The organism is Roseivivax halodurans JCM 10272 (genome assembly GCF_000521785.1).
GTDB lineage: Bacteria > Pseudomonadota > Alphaproteobacteria > Rhodobacterales > Rhodobacteraceae > Roseivivax > Roseivivax halodurans.
On sequence record NZ_JALZ01000009.1, the window covers coordinates 1 to 24,506 of the forward strand.

The 24,506-nt window shown below is 65.2% G+C and carries 17 protein-coding genes; 11 read left to right on the forward strand and 6 right to left on the reverse strand.

Features of this window, described 5'->3' with window-relative positions; genetic code table 11:
* From OCH239_RS10110 to OCH239_RS10130, 5 genes are all read right to left on the reverse strand, one after another.
* Nucleotides 1-404: ABC transporter ATP-binding protein (locus OCH239_RS10110; RefSeq protein ID WP_037261937.1), on the reverse strand; the 404-nt coding region annotated here is incomplete at its 3' end.
* A gap of 24 nt (nt 405-428) precedes the next feature.
* On the reverse strand, nt 429-2,081 hold the full coding sequence (locus tag OCH239_RS10115) for an alpha-amylase family glycosyl hydrolase (protein ID WP_051489410.1): 1,653 nt from the start codon (nt 2,079-2,081) through the stop codon (nt 429-431).
* A 145-nt stretch (nt 2,082-2,226) separates the two neighbouring features.
* The gene (locus tag OCH239_RS10120) at nt 2,227-3,519 is read right to left on the reverse strand and encodes a carbohydrate ABC transporter permease (protein ID WP_037261941.1); all 1,293 of its coding nucleotides are present in this window, start codon (nt 3,517-3,519) and stop codon (nt 2,227-2,229) included.
* Between the two features lie 15 nt (nt 3,520-3,534).
* The gene (locus OCH239_RS10125; protein WP_037261944.1) at nt 3,535-4,512 is read right to left on the reverse strand and encodes a carbohydrate ABC transporter permease; all 978 of its coding nucleotides are present in this window, start codon (nt 4,510-4,512) and stop codon (nt 3,535-3,537) included.
* A 98-nt stretch (nt 4,513-4,610) separates the two neighbouring features.
* Nucleotides 4,611-5,963 carry an ABC transporter substrate-binding protein gene (locus tag OCH239_RS10130; RefSeq protein ID WP_037261948.1) on the reverse strand — a complete coding sequence of 451 codons (1,353 nt, stop codon included), beginning with the start codon at nt 5,961-5,963 and terminating at the stop codon, nt 4,611-4,613.
* Between the two features lie 246 nt (nt 5,964-6,209).
* Between OCH239_RS10130 and OCH239_RS10135 the strand changes: the two genes are divergently transcribed.
* The 11 genes from OCH239_RS10135 (at nt 6,210) to gghA (ending at nt 23,536) form a co-directional block, all read left to right on the forward strand.
* On the forward strand, nt 6,210-7,235 hold the full coding sequence (locus tag OCH239_RS10135) for a substrate-binding domain-containing protein (protein ID WP_037262225.1): 1,026 nt from the start codon (nt 6,210-6,212) through the stop codon (nt 7,233-7,235).
* Nucleotides 7,236-7,254: 19 nt separating this feature from the next.
* Nucleotides 7,255-8,586 carry a GH1 family beta-glucosidase gene (locus OCH239_RS10140; protein ID WP_037261950.1) on the forward strand — a complete coding sequence of 444 codons (1,332 nt, stop codon included), beginning with the start codon at nt 7,255-7,257 and terminating at the stop codon, nt 8,584-8,586.
* A complete protein-coding gene (locus tag OCH239_RS10145; RefSeq protein ID WP_037261952.1) occupies nt 8,579-9,535 on the forward strand; it encodes a glucokinase in 957 nt (318 codons plus the stop codon). The genes OCH239_RS10140 and OCH239_RS10145 overlap by 8 nt, the downstream gene beginning before the upstream one ends.
* Before the next feature lie 130 nt (nt 9,536-9,665).
* Complete coding sequence (locus OCH239_RS10150) at nt 9,666-12,062, forward strand: glycogen/starch/alpha-glucan phosphorylase (protein WP_037261954.1); 2,397 nt, start codon at nt 9,666-9,668, stop codon at nt 12,060-12,062.
* A 157-nt stretch (nt 12,063-12,219) separates the two neighbouring features.
* Nucleotides 12,220-14,406 (forward strand): 1,4-alpha-glucan branching protein GlgB, encoded by a 2,187-nt coding sequence (glgB, locus tag OCH239_RS10155; RefSeq protein ID WP_037261957.1) that lies wholly within the window; start codon nt 12,220-12,222, stop codon nt 14,404-14,406.
* A gap of 101 nt (nt 14,407-14,507) precedes the next feature.
* Nucleotides 14,508-15,770, forward strand: a complete 1,263-nt coding sequence (gene glgC / locus OCH239_RS10160) for a glucose-1-phosphate adenylyltransferase (protein ID WP_037261959.1) — start codon at nt 14,508-14,510, stop codon at nt 15,768-15,770.
* Complete coding sequence (glgA, locus tag OCH239_RS10165; RefSeq protein WP_037262228.1) at nt 15,767-17,167, forward strand: glycogen synthase GlgA; 1,401 nt, start codon at nt 15,767-15,769, stop codon at nt 17,165-17,167. The genes glgC and glgA overlap by 4 nt, the downstream gene beginning before the upstream one ends.
* Entirely contained in the window at nt 17,164-19,257 is a 2,094-nt protein-coding gene (glgX, locus tag OCH239_RS10170; protein ID WP_037261961.1) for a glycogen debranching protein GlgX, read from the forward strand. Before glgA ends, glgX begins: the two co-directional genes overlap by 4 nt.
* Nucleotides 19,250-19,372, forward strand: coding sequence for a hypothetical protein (locus OCH239_RS23730; protein WP_280110670.1), 123 nt, complete (start codon nt 19,250-19,252; stop codon nt 19,370-19,372). Before glgX ends, OCH239_RS23730 begins: the two co-directional genes overlap by 8 nt.
* A 20-nt stretch (nt 19,373-19,392) precedes the next feature.
* Nucleotides 19,393-21,024, forward strand: a complete 1,632-nt coding sequence (locus OCH239_RS10175; RefSeq protein WP_037261964.1) for an alpha-D-glucose phosphate-specific phosphoglucomutase — start codon at nt 19,393-19,395, stop codon at nt 21,022-21,024.
* Between the two features lie 124 nt (nt 21,025-21,148).
* Nucleotides 21,149-23,536 (forward strand): glucosylglycerol hydrolase, encoded by a 2,388-nt coding sequence (gghA, locus tag OCH239_RS10180; RefSeq protein WP_037261965.1) that lies wholly within the window; start codon nt 21,149-21,151, stop codon nt 23,534-23,536.
* 59 nt (nt 23,537-23,595) lie between these two features.
* On the opposite strand, the gene OCH239_RS10185 is transcribed toward gghA, so the two are convergent.
* Entirely contained in the window at nt 23,596-24,444 is an 849-nt protein-coding gene (locus tag OCH239_RS10185) for an SMP-30/gluconolactonase/LRE family protein (RefSeq protein ID WP_037261967.1), read from the reverse strand.
* Nucleotides 24,445-24,506: the final 62 nt, after the last annotated feature.

Here is a 24,506-nt window from a genome sequence, read left to right on the forward strand (position 1 = left end):
AGCGCCTTCGGCAGGCGGTCGAGGTAAGGTTCCAGTTGCAGCATCTTCGCCGCCTTGCTGACCGAGGCCTCGATCTCCTCCTTCGACTTCTTGGCGATCTTGAGCGCGAAGCTCATGTTGTCGCGCACGGTCATGTGCGGGTAGAGCGCGTAGGACTGGAAGACCATGGCGATCCCGCGCTGCGCGGGCGGCACGTCGTTCACCACCTGCCCGTCGATCTCGAGCGTGCCGCCGGTGATCTTCTCGAGCCCGGCGATCATCCGCAGCAACGTGGACTTGCCGCAGCCCGAGGGCCCGACGAAGACGACGAGCTCGCCCTTCTCGATCTCGAGATCGATGTTCTTGAGAACCTCCACGGTCCCGCCGTAGGTCTTCTCCACATCCGTCAGCTTCAGGTTCGCCATGGCCGGTTTCCTCCCATTATTCCGTCACGCGGCCTTCATCAGCAAAGCGGGCTGCCACGGCCCGAGATGCAGCTTGCCGTCGGGCGCAGGACCCGCGGAGCCGAGTTCTATCCCGATCTGGCGCCAGGTACCCTCGGGCATCTCCGTCACCCCGGGCTCGCCCGACAGGTTGAAGGCGCAGAAGATCGTCTGATCCCCGAGACTGCGTTCGAACCGCAGGATGTCGCCGTCCGCCACCATGGCCGTCTGCGCGCCTTTCCTGAGCGCCTCGTGCGCATGGCGGAACGCGATCGACCGGCGGTAATGGTGCAGGATCGCGGCCGGATCCTGTTCCTGCGTCGACACGGCCCGATTGAGGTGCTCGTGACTGACCGGCAGCCAGGGCATGCCCGAAGAAAACCCCCCGTTCTGGTTCGAGGGCTCCCACACCATCGGCGTGCGGCACCCGTCCCGCCCCTTGAACGACGGCCAGAACTTGATTCCGTAAGGGTCCTGAAGGTCGTCGAAGGCGATGTCCGCTTCCGAGAGCGCCAGCTCCTCGCCCTGGTAGAGGCAGCAGGAGCCGCGCAGACACATCATCAGCGAGTTGAAGCAGCGTGCAGCCGCGTCCGACAGCTTCCAGCGCGTGAGGTGCCGCGGCACATCGTGGTTGGAATAGGCCCAGCAGGCCCAGCCCTGCGCCGCGACGGCCTCGACCTTGTCGAAGACCGTTGCGATGTATTTCGCGCTCGGACATTCGCCGGACAGCAGCTCGAAGGCGTAGCTCATCTGGATCTTGTCGTCGCCGCCCGTATATTCGCCCAGGATCTCGAGCCCGCGCTGATCCTCGCCGACCTCGCCAACGGCGGCGGCGTTGTATTCGTTCATCAGCGTCCGAAGCTTCTGCAGGAAGAGCAGGTTCTCGGGCTGGGTCTTGTCGTAGAGGTGGTTCTGCCAGGTATAGGGGTTGACCGCCGGCGCCGTGATCGGGTTGCGCTCTGCCGGGTCGAGCGGCGGGTTGTCCCGAAGCTGGGCGTCGTGGACGTAGAAGTTGATCGTGTCGAGCCGGAAGCCGTCGACGCCCCGCCCGAGCCAGAACCGCGCGACGTTGAGCAGCGCCTCCTGAACCTTCGGCTCATGGAAATTGAGGTCCGGCTGCTCGGTCAGGAAGTTGTGCATGTAATATTGCATGCGCGTGCCGTCCCACTGCCACGCGGGTCCGCCGAAGATCGACAGCCAGTTGTTGGGCGGCGTTCCGTCCGGCTTGGGATCGGCCCAGACGTACCACTTGGCCTTCTCGTTGTCGCGCGAGCTGCGGCTGAGCTTGAACCAGGGATGTTCCTCGGAGGTGTGCGAGAGCACGAGATCGATGAAGACCTTGAGACCGAGCCGGTGCGCGGTCGAGATCAGGATGTCGAAATCGGCAAGGCTGCCGAACATCGGATCGACGTCGCAGTAATCGCTAACGTCGTAGCCGAAATCCTTCATCGGCGAGGTGAAGAACGGAGAGATCCACACCGCATCCACGCCGAGCGACGCCACATGCGGCAGCCGCTGCGCGATGCCGAGCAGATCGCCGATCCCGTCCCCGTTCGAATCCTGGAAACTCCGCGGATAGATCTGATAGATCACCGCGCCGCGCCACCAATCGTTGTTCTGTTCATCGCGGGTGGGCTGAACCGCCGAAGCCACATTCATCCGCGTCATCCTTCGTGTCTGGGCGCAACTCCGGCGCCATCGTTTCAGGTCTCGCCGCCTCCGCGCCGTATCTGGCGCCCTCCCTATCGGCGTCGTGTCCTCCGGTCCCTCGCAAGGGGCCGGCCGTCCATCCTCCCGTCGTGCGCTACTTGACCGAACCGGCCAGAAGACCGCGCACCAGATATTTCTGCATTGCGAAGAAGACCAGCAGCGGCACGGCGATCGATACGAATGCGGCCGCCGCGAGGATGCCCCAGTCGCCGCCGCGGCTGCCGAGCAGGTCATCGGCGATCTTGACCGTCATCACCCAGCTTTCGGATTGCGACGGCAGGAACACCTTGGCGACAAGCAGATCGTTCCACGTCCAGAGGAACTGGAAGATCGCGAAGGACGCCAGCGCCGGGAACGACAGCGGCAGGACGATCTTCGTGAAGATCTGGAAATCCGTCGCCCCGTCCACCTTGGCGCATTCGATGATGTCGCGCGGCAGGCCGATCATGTAGTTCCGCAAGAGGTATATCGCGAGCGGCATGCCGAAAGCCGTATGCGCAAGCCACACCCCCAGGAAGCTCTGCCCGATCCCGATGGCGTTGTGCAGCGTCAGGAGCGGCACGAGCGCGATCTGCAATGGCACCACGAGCAGGCCCACCACCATCGCGATCATGAAGCCGCGCGCGGCAAAATCCATCCAGGCGAGCGCGTAGGCCGCGAAGGCCGCCACGACGATGGGAATGATCGTCGCCGGGATCGCCACCGTGAGCGTGTTGATGAAGGCCTGATCCATGTTGTCCGAGGTCAGGATCTGCTCGTAATTGCCCATCGTGAACTCGGGCGGCTGCGGCGCGGTGATGTAGACCGAGGGCGCGCGGTCGATCTCGTCGATGTCGACATATCTGAAATCGCCGTTGGCCTCGACGGTCAGCGAGCGCTCGAAGATCGGCGCGGGGTCGAGCAGGATCTCGTTTCCGTCCTCGTCGGTTGCGGGGAAGGACGGCTCCTCACCCGCGGGATAGGCGATCTCGAGATTGGTGTCGTCCTGTTCGCCGCCCTCCTCGATCACCTGCACCTCGTAGCGGGCATAGGTCTGGCCGGGCTCAGCGGCGCCGGGATCACGCGACGTAAGGCCGAAGCCGGTGACCGTGCCCGAGCCGTGCCCCGCCGCCTCGACATCTTCGTCCTGCGCGGCGTTGAAGAGGTTGCCTTCGAGCACGTAGAGGTCTCCGTCCTGCACCGCGCCCTCCGCCGGCGGGGAGACGCGGTAGGCCTGGCTCACCGAGAAGGCCGCGCGCCACCAGCCGCTCTCCGAGATCTGCTCTCGATCCCGGAACGAGGAGACGAGAAGGCCCACGGTGGGGATCAGCCAGATCAGAACCAGCGCGATGACGCTGAGATTGGTGGCTATGGAAAGGCCCGACTTCTGTCCTGCGATGTTGTCCATGTCTCTGACCCTTCCTCAGCGCATTTCCCGGCGGGCCTGGACGATGTTCCAGATCATCACCGGCGTCACCACGATCATGATGACGAAGGCCACCGCGGTCGCGCGTCCGTCGTCGCGGAACATGTAATCCATCATGTAACTCGGCAGGATCTCGGTATCGAAGTTGCCGCCGGTCATGGCGTAGACGATGTCGAAGACCTTGAGCACGAGGATCGTGATCGTCGTCCAGACGACGAGGATCGTCGGCAGGATCTGCGGGATCTTGATCTTGAAGAAGATCTGGAACGGGTTCGCCCCGTCGATGATCGCCGCCTCGATCGTCTCCTCGGGGATGCCGCGCAGCGCCGCCGACAGGATCACCATGGCGAACCCGGTCTGGATCCAGACGAGGATGAACATGATGAAGAAGTTATTCCAGAAGGGGATCTGCAGCACGTCGACGGGCTCCATCCCGAAGGTGTCGCGCACGGCGTTGATGATGCCGATGTCGGGATCGTTGGCGTAGACGAACTTCCAGATCAGCGAGGCGCCGACGAAGGAGATCGCCATGGGCATGAAGATCAACGATTTGGCGACGTTCCCCCATTTCAACCGGTCGGTGAGCTGGGCGACGAGGAGGCCGAGGAAGGTGGAGGCCGCCGGCACGAAGATCACCCAGAGGATGTTGTTGAAGAAGGCGACGCGGAACCCTTCCTCAGAGAACATCTGGACGTAGTTGCCGAGCCCGATGAACTCCTGCCCCGAGCGGTTGAAGAGCGAGCGCCAGAAGGAGCCGACCACCGGATAGATCAGGTAGATCGACAGGAAGAACGCCGCCGGAAAGATGAAGAGCCAGGGGCGGATCTTGGTGGCACGTCGGATGTTACGCCCCTGATCGTCCGTGCGCGGCGGGAAGATGACCCGGTCCACCACCCAGTTCGAGGCGTAGAAATACGCGGCGCACCCCGCGACCGCGACCGCGATCGTGATCAGGCCCGTGATGATCGGCGACATTGGGCTCTCCTCCCCGGATGATTGCCCGGCGGTCCTTGTCCCGGACCGTCCGGTGCAGCGCGCGGCCCGTCCCCGGGCCGCGCAATCGTGTCAGACGGTCAGTTGAGCGAATCCCAGCGGGACTGGATGTCTGCCGCGACGGCATCGGCCTCCGCACCGGTCACGAAATCGATCATGCCGGTCCAGAACGCGCCCGCACCGATCTCGGACGGCATCAGGTCGGACGCGTCGAACCGGAACGTGGTCGCTTCCTGCAGGATCTCTCCCTGCTGCTTCAGCGCGTCGTTGGCATAGACGTCGGTGTTCACCCCGAGATGCGCCGTCAAAAAGGCGTCCTGCGCCATCCAGATCTCGTGCGCGATCGGCAGCTTGAGGAATTCGAACATCGCGTTCGTCGCGTCAGACGGATTGGTGATCGCGAAAAGAGTCCCCGCCCCCAGCAGGGGCTGGCCGAGATCCTTCTCCTCGAATGACGGCAGATAGAAGAAGTCGACATTCTCGCCCTGCTCCGCGTCCTCGGGGAAGAAGGCCGGGATGAACGAGGCCTGGCGATGCATCGCGCATTCCGGCGGGATCGTGAAGAGTCCGCCGGGGCTGTCGCGGAAATCCGTCGTCGCCGCGTTCTCGGCACCGCCCGAGACGAAGTCGTCGTTCTTGGCGTACCAACCGAACTCCTCGATCGCCTCGACCACCTGCGGATCGTCGAACGGGATCTCGTTTGAGACCCACTGGTCGTAGACTTCGGGCGCATGCAGGCGCAGCATCATGTCCTCGACCCAGTCGGTTGCGGGCCAGCCGGTCGCTGCGCCGGACCCGAGGCCGATGCACCAAGGCGTGATGCCCTCGTCGGCCATGTCCTCGGTCAGTTCCTTCAGCTCCTCCATCGTCTCGGGCACGTCGAAGCCGTATTCGTCGAAGGTGATAGGATTGTACCAGACGAGCGATTTGACATCGATCCGGTAGAACATGCCGAAGAGGTCCTCCTCGCCATCCTCGCCCTCGTAGGTGCCGAGATCGACGAGGCTGTCGCCGGCGGCGTAGTTCTCGGCCACCCACTCCCCGATCCCGTCGGGCAGCGGCGTCAGGTAGCCCTGCCGCGCCATGTCGGCGGCAAGACCGGGCTGCGGGAAGACCGCGATATTGGGGGCCGAACCGGACCGGGCGGAGATGACGATGTCCTGCTCGAAGCTGTCGGAGCCCGAGTAGTTCACGGACGCGCCGGTGGCCTCGGCGAAGTACTGGAAGACCTTGTCGACCTTTTCCTTCTCGTTACCAGTCCAGGGCCCGGTCAACGTGACCGTCTGGCCGGAGAAGTCGTAGGCATCGGCGAATTCCTGATAGCCGTCCCAGGTGAAATCTCCCTCGCCGACCGGAACCAGCAAGTCCTGAGCCGCAGCCGCGCCCGCGCAGAGCGCCAGCGTCGCCACGCTTGCGGTCAATGTGCGTACCATATGTCGCGATCCTCCCGTGATCCATCCTGACAGCCGCTGAAATGACGGCCTTCCCGCGCTCTTCGTCCAAAGCGCTTTGACGAGGTCACGCTCACGTAGAACGTGCAGCCTGTCAATGGCGGGGTCCTGAAACCTTCATGAATTCCCGTGCCGCATTGCGGCAAGATCAGAGTTGTCCCGGGCCCTTCCTTCGGGGCGCACATCTGCCTATCCTGCCGTGGAATTGAAAGCGCTTTGGACCGCCTGATGAACCTCAAGGAGCTCGCGCAGCACCTCAATCTCTCTCCGACGACCGTGAGCCGGGCGCTGAACGGCTACCCGGAGGTGAAAGAGACGACCCGCCGCCGCGTGGAAGAGGCGGCGCGCGAATTCAACTACATGCCGAATGCCTGGGCCAAGGGGCTTGCGACCGGGCGGTCGATGTCGATTGGACACGTGATGCCGACGTCCAAGATGCACGAGATGGTCAATCCCGTCTTCGGCGACTTCATCACCGGCGCTTCGGAGACCTACGTCAAGGAAGGCTACGACCTGAAACTGACCCCCGTCGACGACGGCGACGAGGCGCAGCGCTACCGCGCCCTGCGGACCCGCGGCAATGTCGACGGGTTCATCGTGCACGGACCGCATCTGACCGACGGACGCATCGCGCTTCTGCGCGAGATCGGCCTCCCCTTCGTCGTGCACGGCCGGGCATCCAACATGCCGGCCGATTATCCCTGGATCGACATGAACAACCGCCGCGCCTTCGAGCGCGCGACCGCGCTGCTGATCGAGCTTGGGCACCGGCGCATCGCGTTGGTCAACGGGCTCGAGCACATGGACTTCGCCCACCGGCGGCGCGAGGGCTTCCTGGCTGCTCTCGCGTCCCACGGGCTCGTTCCCGATCCCGCGCTCATGCGGGGCGGCGAGATGACCGAGCGGCTGGGATACCGGGCGGCAGCGGACATGCTCGACGGAACCTCGCCGCCGACCGCCTTCCTCGTTTCGTCCATGGTCACCGCGATCGGCGTGCGCCGCGCGCTGCACGAGCGCGGGCTTGAGCTTGGGCGGGACGTGTCGGTGATCATCCATGACGACGATCTGGGCTACCTGCGAAATGGCGACGATGTACCGATCTTCACTGCGACGCGCGCCTCGGTGCGCGAGGCGGGTCGCCGCGCGGCCGAGATGCTCCTGCGGATGATCCGCGATCCGGCTTGCGCCCCGTTGCAAAGCCTGATGGAAGCTGAACTGATACTCGGACGATCGACCGGCCCCGCGCCGCGCTAGACCCCGGAGTTTTCCACACATGCGCCATGCCCGCACCGATTTCCCCGACGGTTTCCTCTTCGGAACCGCGACCTCGAGCTACCAGATCGAGGGTCACGCCTTCGGCGGGGCCGGCCCGACGCATTGGGACACGTTCGCGGCGACCCCCGGCAACGTGGTGCGGGCCGAGAACGGCGACCGGGCCTGCGACCATTACCATCTCTGGGAACAGGATCTCGACCTCGTCGCGGCGGCGGGCTTCGACGCCTATCGCTTCTCTACCTCCTGGGCGCGCGTGATGCCCGAGGGCACCGGCCAGGCCAATCCCGAGGGGCTCGACTTCTACGACCGGCTCGTCGACGGGATGCTGCAGCGCGGCCTCAAGCCCTGCGCGACGCTCTATCACTGGGAGCTCCCATCGGCGCTGGCCGACCGCGGCGGCTGGACCAACCGGGACGTGGCAAGCTGGTTCACCGAGTTCACCGAGACCGTCATGGAGCGGATCGGCGACCGCGTTTTCTCGGTCGCCCCGATCAACGAGCCCTGGTGCGTCGGCTGGATGAGCCATTTCCTGGGCCTGCACGCGCCCGGACTGCGCGACATCCGCGCGACCGCCCGGGCCATGCACCACGTCCTTCTGGCGCACGGAAAATCCATCGAGGCGATGCGCGCGATGGGCGTGCAGAACCTCGGCGGCGTCTTCAACATGGAATGGCCCGAACCGGTCGACGACAGCGACGCCGCCGCGCGCGCTGCCTGGACATATGACGGCTATTACAACCGCTTCTTCCTCGACGGGATCTTCAAGGGCGCCTATCCCGACAGCGTCCTCGAAGGCTTCGCGCCGCACCTGCCCAAGGGCTACGCGGACGATTTCCCGACCATCGGCCAGAAGCTCGACTGGTGCGGGATCAACTATTACACCCGCAAGGTGCTCGCTCCGAACGACGGGCCGTGGCCCTCGCTCGACGAGGTCGAAGGGCCGTTGCCGAAGACCTTCATGGGCTGGGAAATCTATCCCGACGGGCTCTATGAGTTTCTTAAGCGCACCGCCCGGGAATACACGGGCGACATCCCGCTCTATGTCACCGAAAACGGAATGGCCGCACCGGACGCGATCCAAAGCGGGATCGTCGACGATCCGGACCGCATCGCGTATCTCGAGGACCACATGGACGCCGTTCGACGCGCCGTCGCGGAGGGCGTGCCGGTGTCGGGCTACTTCATCTGGTCCCTCCTCGACAATTACGAATGGGCGCTCGGCTACGAGAAGCGTTTCGGCCTCGTACATGTCGATTTCGACACGCTGGTTCGCACGCCCAAGGCGTCGTACCACGCTCTCAAATCCGCACTCGGAGGCGGCAATGCCTGATCTTGCCGTAGTCGCCGATATCGGCGGCACGAACACCCGCGTCGCCCTCGCCGAAGGGACCGCTGTCGATCCGTCCAGCATCGAACGCTTCCGGAACTCCGACCATTCGGGACTGCCCGAGGTGCTTGAGCGTTACCTGCGCAATCGCAACATATCGCCCGCGGCGGCCTGCGTCGCCATGGCCGGCCCGGTGCGCGACGGGATCGGCACGCTCACGAATCTCGATTGGAGCGTCGACCGCGACGTCGTTGCCGAAGCGACCGGTGCCGGCATCGTCGCCGTGCTGAATGATCTGCAGGCGCAGGGTCACGCCGTCGACCATCTGACGGCCGACACCCTGACCGAGATCCTGCCGGGACAGACCGACCGCCCGCATGCGGCCAAGCTAGTCATCGGGGTTGGCACCGGCCTCAACGCCGCCCCGGTCTTCCGCCTCGGCGGGCAGACGCTCGTGCCGCCGTCGGAATCGGGCCATGTCAGCCTGCCCGTCCACACCGAGGAAGAGTTGCGCCTGCGCGACTGGCTGGTCCGCGTGCACGGAACCGCCGGCGCCGAAGAGGCGCTCTCGGGACGCGGGTTCGAGCGTATCCACGCCTTTCTCTGCGAGGAGACCGGCGCATCTCCGCTCGACGCAGAGGCGATTATGGCAGCCTATGCCGCGGGAGATCCGCTGGCGCGCAGGGCCATGGAAATCTTCGCGCGGCTTCTCGGGCAAATGGCCGGCAACCTCGCCCTGACCCTCCTGCCCTTCGGCGGCATCTACATGTGCGGCGGCGTCGCGCGTCATTTCGGGCCTCACCTCGTTGATCTCGGCTTCGGCGAGGCGTTCCGCGACAAGGGGCGGTTCTCGGGCTTCATGGACCAGTTCTCGGTGCAGCTCGTCACCGACGATTACGCAGCGCTGACGGGGTCCGCCGCCCACCTCGCCGAGCGCATGGGGCAGGCCTGAGATCCTGCCCAACCTTCAGGCGAGCGGCACATTCCATGGCTTTTTCGGCATACGACGCTTGCCAAACGCGCGCGTTCACGCTTGATGACGGAGGGGAGGAGGTTCCGCCGGCCATCCAAAGGAGCTCGACATGAACATTGCCACGCTGCGCACCGTCTCGAGTGACAATCTTCGCGACGCGATCCTGAGCCATCTGGCCTACAGCTTCGGCAAGACCCCCGAGGCGGCGCATCTCGAGGATTGGCGGATGGCGCTCTCCTATGCCGTACGCGACCGCATGGTCGAGGCGTGGTTCGACGCCACCCGGCGCACGTACGACGCGGGTGCAAAGCGGGTCTACTACCTCTCGATGGAATTCCTGATCGGGCGTCTCCTCGAGGACGGGATCGTGAACCTCCGTCTTGTCGATCAGGCCCGCGCGGCGCTGACCGAGCTCGGCCTCGACTACCACACCGTACTCGAGAACGAGCCAGACGCCGCCCTCGGCAATGGCGGGCTCGGACGGCTGGCCGCGTGTTTCCTCGAATCCCTCTCGACGCTCGGCGTCCCGGCGATGGGCTACGGCATCCGTTACGAGCACGGCCTCTTCCGCCAGTCCTTTGCGGACGGACGCCAGATGGAAGCGCCGGAGACCTGGCTGCTGCAACGCCACGCCTGGGAGTTCGAGCGTCCCGAGACGCGCTACACGATCGGCTTCGGCGGCGAGGTGCGCGACGAGGCCGGCAGAATGGTCTGGACCCCCGACGAACAGGTCTGCGCCGAGGCGTTCGATACGCCGATCGCAGGCTGGAAGGGCCGCTGGGTGAACACGCTCAGGCTCTGGTCTGCCCAGTCCGTACGTCCGTTCGACCTCGACAGCTTCAACCGCGGCGATTTCGAAGGTGCCGCTCAGCCCGAGGCGCTCGCCCGCACGATCTCCCGCGTGCTCTATCCCGACGACACCACAGAGCAGGGAAAGAAACTGCGGCTGAAGCAGGAATTCTTCTTCACCGCGGCCGCGCTGCGCGACATCCTGCGCCGGTTCGACAGCGAATACAATGACGTCGCGCTCCTGCCCTCGAAGGTCGCCATCCAGCTCAACGACACGCACCCTGCGATCGCGGGTCCGGAACTGGTGCGGCTCCTCCACGACGAACGGGGCCTGCCTTTCGAGGAGGCGCAGAAAATCGCGCAAGGCTGCCTCAATTACACCAACCACACGCTTCTGCCCGAAGCGCTGGAGAGCTGGAACGAGGGCATTTTCGGCCAGCTCCTGCCGCGCCATATCCAGATCGTCGACCGGATCGACGACGCGCACGCCAAGGCGAACCCGTCGCGTGGATTCTCGATGCGCGCCAATCACCAGGTCAGGATGGGCGAGCTCAGCTTCGTGATGGCGAACCGCGTGAACGGCGTCTCGGCGCTGCATACCGGCCTGATGAAGGAAACCGTCTTCAAGGAGCTCCACCGGCTCCATCCGGAGCGGATCGTGAACGAGACAAACGGCGTGACGCCGCGCCGGTGGCTCCTATCCTGCAACCCGCGCCTCTCGGGCCTCGTCTCCGAAACCATCGGATCCGGCTGGATCGACGACCTCGAGAGCCTCTCGGACCTGGAACCCCATGTCGACGATGCCGGTTGGCGCGACCTCTTTGCTGCGGCGAAGCGGTCGAACAAGTCCGAACTCGCCGCATGGATGTCGGACACTCACGGCCTGCGGGTCGATCCCGCGGCCATGTTCGATGTGCAGATCAAGCGCATGCACGAATACAAGCGCCAGCACCTCAACATCCTCGAGGCGATCGCGCACTGGCAGGAGATCAAGGACGCCCCGAACGCCGAATGGACACCGCGGGTCAAGATCTTCGCCGGCAAGGCCGCGCCCGGCTACGTATTCGCCAAGGACATCATCCGCCTGATCAACGACGTCTCGTCCGTGCTGAATGCCGACGCAGAAACCTGTGACAAGTTGCAGGTGATCTTCCTGCCGAACTACAACGTCACCTTGGCTGAGCGGCTCATTCCCGCGGCCGATCTCTCCGAGCAGATATCGACGGCCGGCAAGGAAGCCTCCGGCACCGGCAACATGAAATTCGCCATGAACGGCGCGCCGACGATCGGCACACTCGACGGCGCCAACGTGGAAATCCGCGAACGCGTCGGCGCCGAGAACTTCTTTCTCTTCGGCATGACCGCGGAGGAGGTGGTTGCGCGGCGCGAGGTGGAGGGCCATGCGGCCAAGGCGATCGAGGCCGATCCGCGTCTTGCCCGGGCACTCGAGGCGATCCGCAGCGGAATGTTCTCTCCGGATGAGCCCGACCGCTACCGCCACATCGTCGAGAACCTGTCCGGCCACGACTACTTCCTCGTCTCGTCGGACTTTACCGATTACTGGCGTGCCCAGCGCGAGGTGGATCGGGCCTACGCGGACGCGGCGAGCTGGACGCGGATGGCGGCGCTCAACACGGCGCGCTCCGGCTGGTTCTCGTCCGACCGGACCATCCGCGGTTACATGGCCGATATCTGGGACGCCAAGGGCCTGATCTGAGCGCTACGGAGCGACGTTCACCCGGTGCAGGTAAAATGGGCACCGCGACTGACCGCCCTGCCCAACAAGGCTTCTCGGCGGCTGTGAAATCCGGCGAACGCCGCTCGAGGACAAAGCCGCTATTGAAGCACTCGGGCGGTCACCTAAGCTGATCGGCATGACCGCAGCACCCGCACCAACCCCGCTCGACCTCCTGAAGCGCATTCCCGAGGGCACTTGCGACGACCCCTTCGCGGTACTCGGCCCGAAAACGAAAGACGGCGAGCGCCACGTCACCGCTTTCGACCCCGGCGCATCGAAACTCTGGGCCGTCATCGGCACAACCGCGCATGCACTGGACCCTGTGAAGGGCGCGCCCGGTGTATTCAGCGGTTCCGTTCCGGGTTCGGAGCCTTACGGGCTGCGCGGCGCGGATGCCGCGGGCGCGACCTGGGGCATGGAAGATCCCTACCGGTTCGGCCCTGTGATGGGCGAGCTTGACGAGTATCTCCTCGGCGAAGGCACGCACAAACGGCTCTGGCAGGTGCTCGGCGCGCATGTGATGCACCACGAGCAGGTCTGGGGCACGACTTTCGCCGTCTGGGCTCCGAACGCGCGGCGCGTGTCGGTCGTGGGCGAGTTCAATCTCTGGGACGGGCGCCGGCACGTCATGCGGCGGCGCGGGGCCACCGGGATCTGGGAGCTCTTCGTGCCGGGCATCGGTGAAGGCACGGTCTACAAATACGAGATCATCGGCGCGAGCGGAGATCCCCTGCCCCTGAAGGCCGATCCCGTCGGCTTCGGCTCCCAGCACCCCCCCAAGAACGCAAGCGTCGTTCGCGACATCTCCGGCTATGGCTGGCATGACGACGCGTGGATGGATGCGCGCGCGCAGCGCAACAGCCGCGAGGCCCCGATCTCGGTCTACGAGGTGCATCTCGGCAGTTGGACGCGAAAGGCGAACAACCGCCGCATGTCGTATGTCGAGGCGGCCGAGGAACTCGTCTCCTACGTACGCGACATGGGCTTCACGCATATCGAGTTGATGCCGATCAGCGAGTATCCTTTCGACGGCTCATGGGGTTATCAGCCGGTCGGTCTCTTCGCACCAACCGTGCGGCACGGACCTCCCCACGAGTTCCGCGATCTCGTCGATGCAGCGCACCGGGCCGGCATCGGGATCCTTCTCGACTGGGTGCCTGGGCACTTCCCGGTTGACCCGCACGGGCTCGGACAATTCGACGGCACGGCGCTCTACGAGCATGCCGATCCGCGCGAGGGCTTCCATCAGGACTGGAACACGCTGATCTACAATTACGGGCGCCGCGAGGTGCAGAACTACCTGACCTCGAACGCGCTCTACTGGCTCGAGGAGTACCACGCCGACGGGCTGCGCGTGGATGCGGTCGCCTCGATGCTCTACCGCGACTATTCGCGCAAGGACGGCGAGTGGGTGCCCAACAAGGACGGCGGTCGCGAAAATTACGAGGCGATCGAACTGCTGCGCACCATGAACACGCAGAGCTATGGCGAGGTGCCGGGGATCATGACGGTTGCCGAGGAATCGACGTCCTATCCCAAGGTTTCGCGCCCGGTGCATGACGGCGGCCTTGGGTTCGGCTTCAAGTGGAACATGGGCTGGATGAACGACACGCTGGAATACATGAAGGAGGACCCCGCCCATCGCAAACATCACCACGGCAAGATGACGTTCGGGCTGACCTATGCCTTCTCGGAGAACTTCGTTCTGCCGATCAGCCACGACGAGGTGGTGCACGGCAAGGGCACGATGCTCACGAGGATGCCGGGCAACGATTGGGAGCAGTTTGCGAACCTGCGGGCCTATTACGCGTTCATGTGGGGGCATCCGGGCAAGAAGCTGCTCTTCATGGGACAGGAATTTGCGCAGGCGCATGAATGGAACTACGAGACCTCGCTCGACTGGACCATGGCGTCGCTCCCCCGCCACGCAGGCGTGCAGGCACTGGTGCGCGACCTGAACCGCCTCTACGCCGAGACCCCCGCTCTCCATGTCCGCGATTGCGATCCCGATGGCTTTCAATGGATCGAGGCGGACGATGCGGAGAGATCGATCTTCGCCTGGATCCGGCGCGGCAATCCCGGTGACGCGGAAGTCGTCGTGCTGTGCAACTTCACGCCGTTCGAGCAGAACGGCTATCTCGCAGGGCTGCCGACAGCGGGCCGCTGGCGCGAGGTGCTGAACACCGACGCCGCAACATACGGCGGTAGCGGGCGCGGCAACGACGGAGCGGTGCTGGCGAAGCCGGAGCCATCCCATGGCCAGGCGGCATCCGCGAGAGTGGTGATCCCCCCACTCGCCGCGATCTATCTGGTCAAGGAGTGAGTGCTCAGTCGGATGCTGCGGCTCGTCTATGCCCCTAGCCGGACGCTGCACCGCCTGCCACAGTCCGGAAGCCGTACCGAAAAATTCAAGGGAGAAGAGACATGCCGGCCATCACGCGTCTTTCGCAGCGATCCATGGCGTTCGTACTGGCCGGGGGGCGCGGTTCGCGCCTGCGGGAGCTGACCGACCGGCGGGTCAAACCCGCAGTCTATTTCGGTGGCAAGACGCGGATCATCGACTTCGCCCTCTCGAACGCGATGAACTCGGGCATCCGCAAGATGGCGATCGCGACGCAGTACAAGGCGCATTCCCTCATCCGTCATTGCCAGCGGGGCTGGAACTTCTTCCGGGCCGAGCGCAACGAATTCCTCGACATCCTTCCGGCGTCGCAGCGAATGAACGACCAGAACTGGTATCGCGGCACGGCCGATGCCGTCGCGCAGAACATCGACATCGTCGACAGCTACGGCGTCGACTACGTGCTCATCCTCGCCGGCGACCACATCTACAAGATGGATTACGAGCTGATGATCGAGCACCACGTAGAAAGCGGTGCCGACGTCACCATCGGCTGCCTGACGGTGCCGCGCGCCGAGGCCTCGGCCTTCGGCGTGATGGCGGTGGACGACAAGGACGTGATCACCTCGTTCCTCGAAAAGCCCGCCGATCCGCCGGGGACGCCGGACGATCCGGACGTCACGCTCGCCTCGATGGGGATCTACGTCTTCAAGTGGGACCTCCTGCGCGACATGCTGGTTCGCGACATGGACGATCCGAATTCGAGCCACGATTTCGGCAACGACCTGATCCCTGAGCTCGTCAAGAACGGCAAGGCGCAAGCGCACCGCTTCACCGACAGCTGCGTGCGCGCCAGCAACGAGGCTCCGGCCTACTGGCGCGACGTCGGCACCGTGGACGCGTTCTGGAAGGCGAATCTCGACCTGACGAATTTCGCCCCGGATCTCGATCTCTGGGACCGCAACTGGCCAATATGGTCCTATTCCGAGAACGTGCCGCCGGCTAAATTCATTCACGACGAAGAAGATCGCCGCGGGCTGGCCGTGTCTTCACTCGTATCCGGCGGCTGCATCGTATCCGGCACCGAGATCCGGGAATCTCTGCTGTTCACCATGGTCCACACCAACTCGTTCTCTTCCCTCGAACGGGCGGTGGTGCTGCCGCGGGTCTACGTCTCGCGTCATGCGCGTCTGAAGAACGTGGTGATCGACCGCGGGGTACATATTCCCGAAGGCCTCGTGGTCGGCGAGGATCCCGAGGAGGACGCCAAGTGGTTCCGCGTCACAAGCGGTGGTGTCACACTCATCACCCAGGCCATGCTCGATGCCCGCGAGGCATCGCTCTGATGCGAGTTCTGTCCGTCGCCTCGGAATGCGTGCCGCTGATCAAGACCGGAGGCCTCGCCGATGTGGCGGGCGCCCTGCCCGGCGCGCTTGCGGAATGCGGGATCGACATGCGCACGCTTCTGCCGGGATATCCCCCGGTCATAGCAGCGGCACAGGGGACGGAGCACGATATCGGTGCGCTCTTCGGCGGCCCGGCGCGGATCGTCGAAGGTCGCCTGGGCGATACGGTTCTCTACGTGCTCGACGCCCCACATCTCTTCGACCGCGCGGGAGGGATATATCTCGGCCCCGACGGGAGGGACTGGCCGGACAATGCGGAGCGCTTCGCCGCGCTGTCCTATGCCGCCGCACGGATCGGGGCCGAAGGTGCGATGGGCTGGACGCCCGACCTCCTGCATCTCCACGACTGGCAGGCCGGATTGACGCCAGTCTACCTGCACCAGCTCGACGCCGCCCCCATGAAGACGCTCATCACGGTGCACAATATCGCGTTCCAGGGTCTCGCGCCGGCCGGGAAGCTGGAGCTGCTCGGGCTGCCGGACAGCGGGTTCACCTCCGAAGGCTTCGAATACTGGGGCCAGATCAGCGCGCTGAAGGCCGGGCTTGTCTATTCGGACGCGATCAGTACCGTCAGCGCCACCTATGCAACGGAGCTGCTGACGCCGGAATACGGCATGGGTCTCGACGGCGTGCTGCGCTCGCGACGGGCGGACCTGCACGGCATCCTCAACGGGATCGACGGAACGTCTTGGCTGCCGCCCTACAAGTCGCCGCGCGGCAAGGCCAAGCACAAGGCCGCGCTGCGCCAGGAGTTCGGCCTGCCGGAGGCGGAGGGCCCCCTCTGCATCGTCATCTCCCGGCTGACGGAGCAGAAAGGGCTCGACCTCCTGCTCGAGGCGCTTCCGGACCTCATCGAGGCCGGCGGGCAGCTTGCTCTGCTCGGGTCAGGCGATCCGCAGCTCGAAGCCGCCTTCAGGAAAGCCGCGGGCGATCCAAACGTCTCGGTCCGCATAGGTTATGACGAGCCGCTCTCGCGGCGGATGATGTCCGGGGCCGACGCGATCCTCGTTCCGTCGCGGTTCGAACCATGCGGCCTCACGCAGCTTTACGGCCTGCGCTACGGAACCCTGCCGGTCGTTGCTCTGACCGGCGGGCTCGCCGATACGGTGATCAATGCCAGCCCGGCGGCGCTTGCCGCAGGCTGCGCGACGGGCTTGCAATTCCACCCGGTGACGGCGGACGCCTTACGCATCACCCTCGCTCGGCTCTCGTCCCTCTGGCAGGATCAACCGGTCTGGCAAAGGATGATGCGCAACGCTATGGCACATCCTGTGGGCTGGGATCAGTCCGCCCGCGCCTATGCCGATCTCTACGAGAGCATCGTATCGCGTCCATGAGTATCCATCCGAGCCCCGGTCCAGGCCGGGCGACCCCACTCGGCGCAACCTTCGACGGGGCGGGCGTCAACTTCGCGGTCTTCTCGCAGAACGCCACCCGCCTCTCCCTTTGCCTCTTTTCCGACGACGGTGCGACCGAGACCGCCCGCATCCCTCTGCCCGAGCGCGACGGCGATGTCTGGCACGGATACCTGTCTGGCGTCCGGCCAGGCCAACTCTACGGCTACCGCGCCGAGGGTCCCTACGCGCCCGAGGAGGGGCACAGGTTCAATCCGCACAAACTACTGATCGACCCCTATGCCAAACGCCTGACTGGACATCTGATCTGGCATGACAGCGTCTACGGCTACACGGTGGGTGACCCGGAGGCCGATCCCTCCTTCGACACGAGGGACTCGGCGCCTTACGTTCCGAAATGTGTGGTCGAGGATCCGTGCTTCGACTGGGGTCGCACCCGTCGCCCCGAGACCGAGATGCAGGACAGCATCATCTACGAAGCGCATGTGAAAGGTCTGACCGAGCGCTTTCCGGGACCCGAGCCAAAGGGCGGCTTTCTCGCTCTCGCCTCGGACCCTATGCTCGATCACCTGACCGGTCTCGGCGTCACGGCGGTGGAGCTCCTGCCGGTCCATGCCTTCGTCAACGACCGTTTCCTCGTCGAGAAAGGCCTCACGAATTACTGGGGCTACCAGTCGATCGGCTTCTTCGCGCCCGATCCGCGCTACCTGACCGAAGGCCGGCTCTGGGAGTTCCAGTACATGGTTGCGCGCCTGCACGCGGCCGGGATCGAGGTCATCCTCGATGTCGTCTACAACCACACCGGCGAAAGCGACGAGACCGGACCGACGCTCTGCTTCCGCGGGCTCGACAACAAGGCCTATTACCGTCTGAACCCGGACGATCCCCGGCGCTACGTGAACGTCACCGGCACCGGCAACACCATCAACACGCGCCATCCAATGGTGCTGCGCATGATCATGGACAGCTTGCGGTACTGGGTCGAGATGATGGGCGTCGACGGATTCCGCTTCGATCTCTGCGCCACGCTCGGGCGCACCGACGAGGGCTTCGATCCTGATGCGGCCTTCTTCGATGCGATCCGGCAGGATCCGGTCCTTGCAGACGTAAAGTTGATCGCAGAGCCGTGGGACATCGGCCCGGGCGGATACCAGGTCGGTGCCTTCCCGCCGCCATTCGCCGAATGGAACGACAAGTTCCGCGACGACGTCCGCGGCTACTGGAAGGGTGACCCGGGCACCACGGCTGCGCTTGCCGCCCGCATCACGGGCTCGGCCCTCCAATTCGACCATTCCGGGCGCCCCGCCACCACGTCGGTAAACCTCGTGACGGCGCATGACGGCTACACTCTCGCGGACGTCACCTCTTACGAGAGGCGTCACAACGAGGGCAACGGCGAGGGCAACCGCGACGGTCACGGCGACAACCACTCGGACAATTTCGGCGTCGAGGGGCCGACCGACGATCCGGACATCAAGGCGGCACGGGCCCAACGGCGGCGGAACATGCTGGCGACGCTCCTGCTGAGTCAGGGAACGCCGATGCTGCTCGCCGGTGACGAAATCGGAAACACGCAAAGCGGCAACAACAACGCCTATTGCCAGGATAACGAGATCGGCTGGCTCGACTGGGACGCGGCCGACCGGGATCTCCTCGCCTTCACCAAGCGCCTGATCACCTTCCGGAAGGCGCACCCGATCCTCCGGCAGAAACGGTTCCTCCACGCGCGCGAGCGCATGGTGGACGGGACATGCGATCTTTTCTGGTGGCGCGAGGATGGCGCCGAGATGGAGGACGCCGACTGGGAGGACCCCGACCGCCGTCTCGTCTGCGCCGAGATGCGCATGGCCAGCGGCACACCCCCATACGCCCAGCGCGAGGAAGCGCTTCTGGTGGCCTTCAACTCGGGAGAGGCGCTCGATCTCACCCTGCCCGAGCCACCCCAGGATTTCGTCTGGGTCCGCCATATCGACACGAGCGACCCCGCGGCCGCCTACGAGATCGTTGGCGGGGCGATCCGCGTCAATGCTGGCAGCACGATGGTCCTCGTGCTGGAGCGCGCCGATGGCTGAGGCTCTGCACCGCCGCTCCGACCATGCGGCCATCCGGCGGCCGAGCCTGCCGGCCTCGCCCCGGGCGCTTGCGGAATATCCGCGCGTGGCCGACACAGACCGCATCACGACCTAGAACGGACGCAAGGACAGGACATGGATATCATCACCGTCGAGACCTCGCCCATCGAGGGTCAGAAACCCGGCACATCAGGCCTCCGCAAGAAGACCCGCACCTTCATGGAGCCGCACTTCCTCGAGAACTTCGTCCAGTCGATCTGGACCGGGATCGGCGGTGTGCAGGGCAAGACGCTCGTTCTCGGCGGCGACGGCCGCTATTTCTCGGACCGCGCGGCACAGGTGATCCTGCGGATGGCGGCGGCGAGTGGCGCGGCCAAGGTAATCGTCGGGCGGAATGCTCTGGTCTCGACGCCCGCAGCCTCCAACCTCATCCGGCAACGTGAGACGGACGGGGGCATCATCCTCTCCGCATCCCACAATCCCGGGGGGCCGAACGGCGATTTCGGGGTGAAGTTCAACACGCCGAACGGCGGTCCGGCGCCAGAGAGCGTCACCTCGCGGATCTTCGAGGCGACGAAGGCCATCTCGACCTACCAGATCATGGAGGCGCAGGACGTCGACCTCGACGCGCTCGGCACCCATTCGCTCGGGCGCATGGCGATCGAGGTGGTCGATCCGGTCGAAGATTACGCGCGGCTCATGTCCGAGATCTTCGATTTCGACAAGCTCCGCGCGCTGTTTTCTGGCGGCTTCCGGATGCGCTTCGACGCGATGCACGCGGTGACCGGTCCCTATGCCCACGCGATCCTCGAAGGCCATCTCGGAGCGCCCGAGGGCACGGTTGTGAACGGCACGCCCTCGCCCGATTTCGGCGGTGGTCATCCCGATCCCAACCCGATCTGGGCCAAGGATCTGATGGACCTCATGTATGGCGACGACGCCCCCGATTTCGGCGCCGCTTCGGACGGCGACGGCGACCGCAACATGATCGTCGGGCGGAGCTGTTACGTCGGCCCCTCCGACAGCCTTGCCGTTCTGGCGGCAAACGCGACCCTCGTGCCGCGATACTCGGGCGGTCTCAAGGGGGTGGCGCGATCGATGCCTACCTCGCAGGCGCTTGACCGGGTGGCGCTGCGGCTCGATTGCGACTGCTATGAGACCCCCACCGGCTGGAAGTTCTTCGGCAACCTGCTCGACGCCGGCCGCGCAACGCTCTGCGGCGAGGAGAGCGCCGGCACCGGCTCGGATCACGTGCGCGAAAAGGACGGTCTCTGGGCTGTGCTCTTCTGGCTCAACATCCTGGCCGAACGCGATATCCCGGTCGCCGAGCTGATGGAGGATCACTGGCGCACCTACGGCCGCAACTACTACTCGCGCCACGACTACGAAGCTGTGGATGCCGACAAGGCCTCCGAGCTGATGGCCGCTCTGCACGGCCGCCTGCCATCTCTTCCCGGCACCGCCGTCGCTGGGCAGGAGGTCGAATGGGCAGACGAGTTCGCCTACGACGATCCCGTCGACGGGAGCCGGGCGGAGGCGCAGGGCCTGCGGATCGGCACCAAATCGGGCGGCCGCGTGGTGTTCCGTCTCTCCGGCACCGGTACCGAGGGCGCGACGATCCGGGTCTACCTCGAGAAGGCCGAGACCGATCCCGAAAAGCTCGCGCAGGACCCGCAGGAGGCGCTCTTGGAAATGATCGCCCTCGCCGAGGAGGTCTCGGAGCTCTCCGAACGCACCGGCCGCACGAAACCCGACGTCTTCACCTGATCCCTGCCGCAGGCGCGGGCAAAGTGCGAATTTGCCCGCGCCTGCGAAGCCGTGACCGGGAGCTGACCTTGCCGGCCGGGACATGCCGCGTAGGTTCCCTCCGACAGCCGAACGAGGAGAGACCATGTCCCTGGCCGAACGCATCACCTTCGACGACGCCGCCTCCACATCCCGCGCGGAAGCCTGTGAGCAGATCCTGACCAACGCCCCGTCGCGCTTCGAGGCGGAACAGGAGATTGCCCGTGGGCTCGGCGGGCAGGTCGATGGGGACGGACTCGCGAGCTTCGGCTTCTGGGTGCCCGAGCTTCAGGACCTGCGTGTCCCCTCGGGCGACATCTTCCTCGAAATCCTCAGCCCGACCGAACCCCTGGACCTCACCCGAGCGCACCAGGACGTCCGGTTCGAGCGGATTTATGTGCCCGCGATCCGGCTCGAGGCACATGCATTCGCCTGCGTCCGCGGCATGAAGGCCGGCAGCCGCGAGCAGATCGGCGACTTCTACAGCCTCGTCTGGCGCGATGCCGAGGATCAGTGGCACAGGGTCCTCGATCCGCTGGCGATGTCCCTGCCCTTCGGCGCGATGGCTCCGGCAGAGCTCTATGATGTGGACGCGATGCTGGCCGCCCGCGGAGACAAGGCATACTGGCAGAGCTACTCAGGGGATGCGCCGCACAAGTTCGGCCCCTGTTCCAACATCCTGCAGATTCACATCCCGACCGCGACGGCGGGCGGCACGATCGCCTCCCTCACGCGGCAGTTCGAGCGCCTTGCCAGCCGCGTCGAGGCCGGCCTTCCGATGGATCCCGCCGACCAGATCTATCTCGGCTACGAGGCGGTCCAGCTCCTGCCGGTGGAGCCGACAACCGTCTACGAGGCAGGCCCGGACTTCTGGCAGGAAAGCGATGGTACCGAGGACGGGGTGACCGTCTCTCTGCTCCGCCCGGATACGACGAATTGGGGCTACGACAACGTCATCGCGGGCATGGCGACCGTGAACCCTGTGCTTCTGGAATCGGGACGGCCGGACGAGCTCGTCGACCTCGCGAGCGCGCTGCACAATTTTCCCGGCAAACCCAAGAAGCTGGTCTTCGACGTGGTCTATGGCCATTCCGACAACCAGGGCCTGCGCGTGCTCAACAGCCACTTCTTCGCCGGCCCGAACATGTACGGCCAGAACCTTGCCTACCAGACACCCGCGGTCCGTGCGATCCTGCTGGAGATGCAGCGCCGCAAGGTGAATTTCGGTGCGGACGGCGTGCGGGTCGACGGCGCGCAGGACTTCAAGTGGTGGGACAGCGGCGCGCAGGTTCTGCGCCACGACGACGAGTACCTGCAGAGCATGGCGGACGTGGTCCAGGAGGTCGCCGGCACACGCTACCGGCCCTGGTTCATCTTCGAGGACGGCCGCCCCTGGCCGAACGAGGATTGGGAGATGTCCTCAACCTACCGCGCCGTCATCGAGACGCAGCGCGACGGGGACGTGTTCCAGTGGGGTCCGCTCACCTTCGCCCACAATACGCCGTTCCTCTACACGTTCTGGCTGGGCAAGTACTGGCGGATCCGGGAATGTCTCACGAAAGGCTCGAACTGGATCTCGGGCACATCGAACCACGACACGCTCCGCCGCGGCACGCAGGTGAGCCCCAAGCTCAACATCAACACCCGCCTCGGCACCACGCGGATGGAAATCCTCGACAAGGCCTATGACAACCCCGCCGCCCACACCCTGACCTATGTGGCGCTGCCGGGCGTGCCGATGGATTTCCTCAACGCCATGGCCCGTGCCTCGTGGGGCTTCATCCGCAACCAGGACGACCGCTACGGGGTCAAGGTCGTGGCGGAAGAGGCGATCTCGCTGCGCTGGCAGGTGGACGAGTATTCCTATTCGATGCCCGCCAACTTCTCGCGCCTCAAGGCGCTCGGGTTCGAGACTCGTGCGGATCTCGCGCGCTTCTGCACCTTCCTGCCCGCGCTGGTCGAGGTGACGGATTACGACCTCGAGGACATCGCGCGTCTTCTGAATACAACCGAGCCGAGGCTCTCGGGGCCGCTCTACACGCCGGAAACGCTCAAGGAGGTGGCGCGCGCGTGGATGGATGACATGCACGAATACTGCAACATCGGCCACTCGCTCGGGGGTCTCGATCCGGTACAGCTCGATTTCACGCTGGCGCTCCGCGAGTTCCGTGCCGCACGCCCCTGGCTTCGCGACAATTACGGAGCGGATGACCATTTCGGCTATGTCGAGCCGACCGACGGACGCACGCTCTTCACCTCCCTGAGGCATGGCCCGGATGGCGAGCAGGTGTACTCGATCATCCACATGGAGGGGAAGGAGACCGCCGACTTCGACCCGCTCCGCCTGAAGATCCCGGGTCTCGAAGGCATGGGGTGGGAATGCGTGCTGCGCAGTCCCGGCATCGGGCGCGACTACGTGTCGGGGCCGATCGTGATGCGCGATTCCATGGCGCTCGTCTTCACTCGACCCGGACGAGGCGCTCCTTCTTCTTGAGACAAGTATCCCGGGGTGCGCGAGGGGCTGCCCCCTCGCTTCGCCGCCGGCAAGACGCGCTAGAGTTTCACCTGGTGCTCGCGTTGCCCGACAAAGCCCATGGGCACCGAAAAGGTCTGGCCGGCGAAGGGATCGTTCGGGGCCGCGCCGTCCGCGGCGGAGGTCGCAAAGAGCGTGGTGAACCCGGTCCCGCCGAATGCCGGGCAGGTGATCTGCCCGGCGGCAAGGCCGGCGGCGGTCATGAACTTTCCCTCGGGATTGTAGCAGGCGACGCGGCCCGCGCCGTATTGCGCGTTCCAGAGGTTGCCTTGAGTGTCCACAACGGCGCCGTCCGGCTTGAGACCCTCGGGCGCCAGGTCGACGAATGTGACCGGATCGGCGGCGGGCCAGCCGTCCCCGTCGAGCGCGACGCGCTGGATCCTGTGCGTATCGGTATCGCAGAAGTATGCGTAGGCGCCGCCAGGGGCGAAACAGATCGCGTTCGAGATGGTGATGTCGGCGTAGAGCCTCCTCAGCTCGCCCTTGAAGAACCGGTAGATCGCGCCGGCCTCTGGCTCGGCCGCCTTGCCCATCGTCCCGATCCAGAAGCCGCCCCACGGGTCCGCCCGTCCGTCATTCGACCGGGTGACCGCATTGTCCGCCTCGAGATCGACAACGTGCTCTTCGGACCCGGAATCCGTGTCGAAGAGAAAAAGGTCCCGCTCGGACGCGATCAGGAGCTTGCCGCTCTCGACCCAGCCGGCGGCCGAGACATGGCGGTCGAACTGCCAGTGACGCTCGCCATGCGTGTCTCGGCGGTAGAGACGACTTCCGAGGATGTCGAACCAGTAGAGCGCCTCTTCCCACGGATGCCAGAGCGGTCCCTCGCCGAGCGCGCAGACCGTATCGCTGTAGATCAGATGTGACATGACGCCCCCTTCGTGCATTGCGCCACTGTGAAAGATGGGGCTCTGCTTGACCAGAGCTTTCG

Excerpts from the sequence above, each read along its gene's own strand:
- OCH239_RS10115 (WP_051489410.1), bottom strand. The coding sequence starts at position 2,081 with ATGAATGTGGCTTCGGCGGTTCAGCCCACCCGCGATGAACAGAACAAC.
- OCH239_RS10120 (WP_037261941.1), bottom strand. The coding sequence starts at position 3,519 with ATGGACAACATCGCAGGACAGAAGTCGGGCCTTTCCATAGCCACCAAT.
- OCH239_RS10125 (WP_037261944.1), bottom strand. The coding sequence starts at position 4,512 with ATGTCGCCGATCATCACGGGCCTGATCACGATCGCGGTCGCGGTCGCG.
- OCH239_RS10130 (WP_037261948.1), bottom strand. The coding sequence starts at position 5,963 with ATGGTACGCACATTGACCGCAAGCGTGGCGACGCTGGCGCTCTGCGCG.
- OCH239_RS10135 (WP_037262225.1), top strand. The coding sequence starts at position 6,210 with ATGAACCTCAAGGAGCTCGCGCAGCACCTCAATCTCTCTCCGACGACC.
- OCH239_RS10140 (WP_037261950.1), top strand. The coding sequence starts at position 7,255 with ATGCGCCATGCCCGCACCGATTTCCCCGACGGTTTCCTCTTCGGAACC.
- OCH239_RS10145 (WP_037261952.1), top strand. The coding sequence starts at position 8,579 with ATGCCTGATCTTGCCGTAGTCGCCGATATCGGCGGCACGAACACCCGC.
- OCH239_RS10150 (WP_037261954.1), top strand. The coding sequence starts at position 9,666 with ATGAACATTGCCACGCTGCGCACCGTCTCGAGTGACAATCTTCGCGAC.
- glgB (WP_037261957.1), top strand. The coding sequence starts at position 12,220 with ATGACCGCAGCACCCGCACCAACCCCGCTCGACCTCCTGAAGCGCATT.
- glgC (WP_037261959.1), top strand. The coding sequence starts at position 14,508 with ATGCCGGCCATCACGCGTCTTTCGCAGCGATCCATGGCGTTCGTACTG.
- glgX (WP_037261961.1), top strand. The coding sequence starts at position 17,164 with ATGAGTATCCATCCGAGCCCCGGTCCAGGCCGGGCGACCCCACTCGGC.
- OCH239_RS23730 (WP_280110670.1), top strand. The coding sequence starts at position 19,250 with ATGGCTGAGGCTCTGCACCGCCGCTCCGACCATGCGGCCATCCGGCGG.
- OCH239_RS10175 (WP_037261964.1), top strand. The coding sequence starts at position 19,393 with ATGGATATCATCACCGTCGAGACCTCGCCCATCGAGGGTCAGAAACCC.
- gghA (WP_037261965.1), top strand. The coding sequence starts at position 21,149 with ATGTCCCTGGCCGAACGCATCACCTTCGACGACGCCGCCTCCACATCC.
- OCH239_RS10185 (WP_037261967.1), bottom strand. The coding sequence starts at position 24,444 with ATGTCACATCTGATCTACAGCGATACGGTCTGCGCGCTCGGCGAGGGA.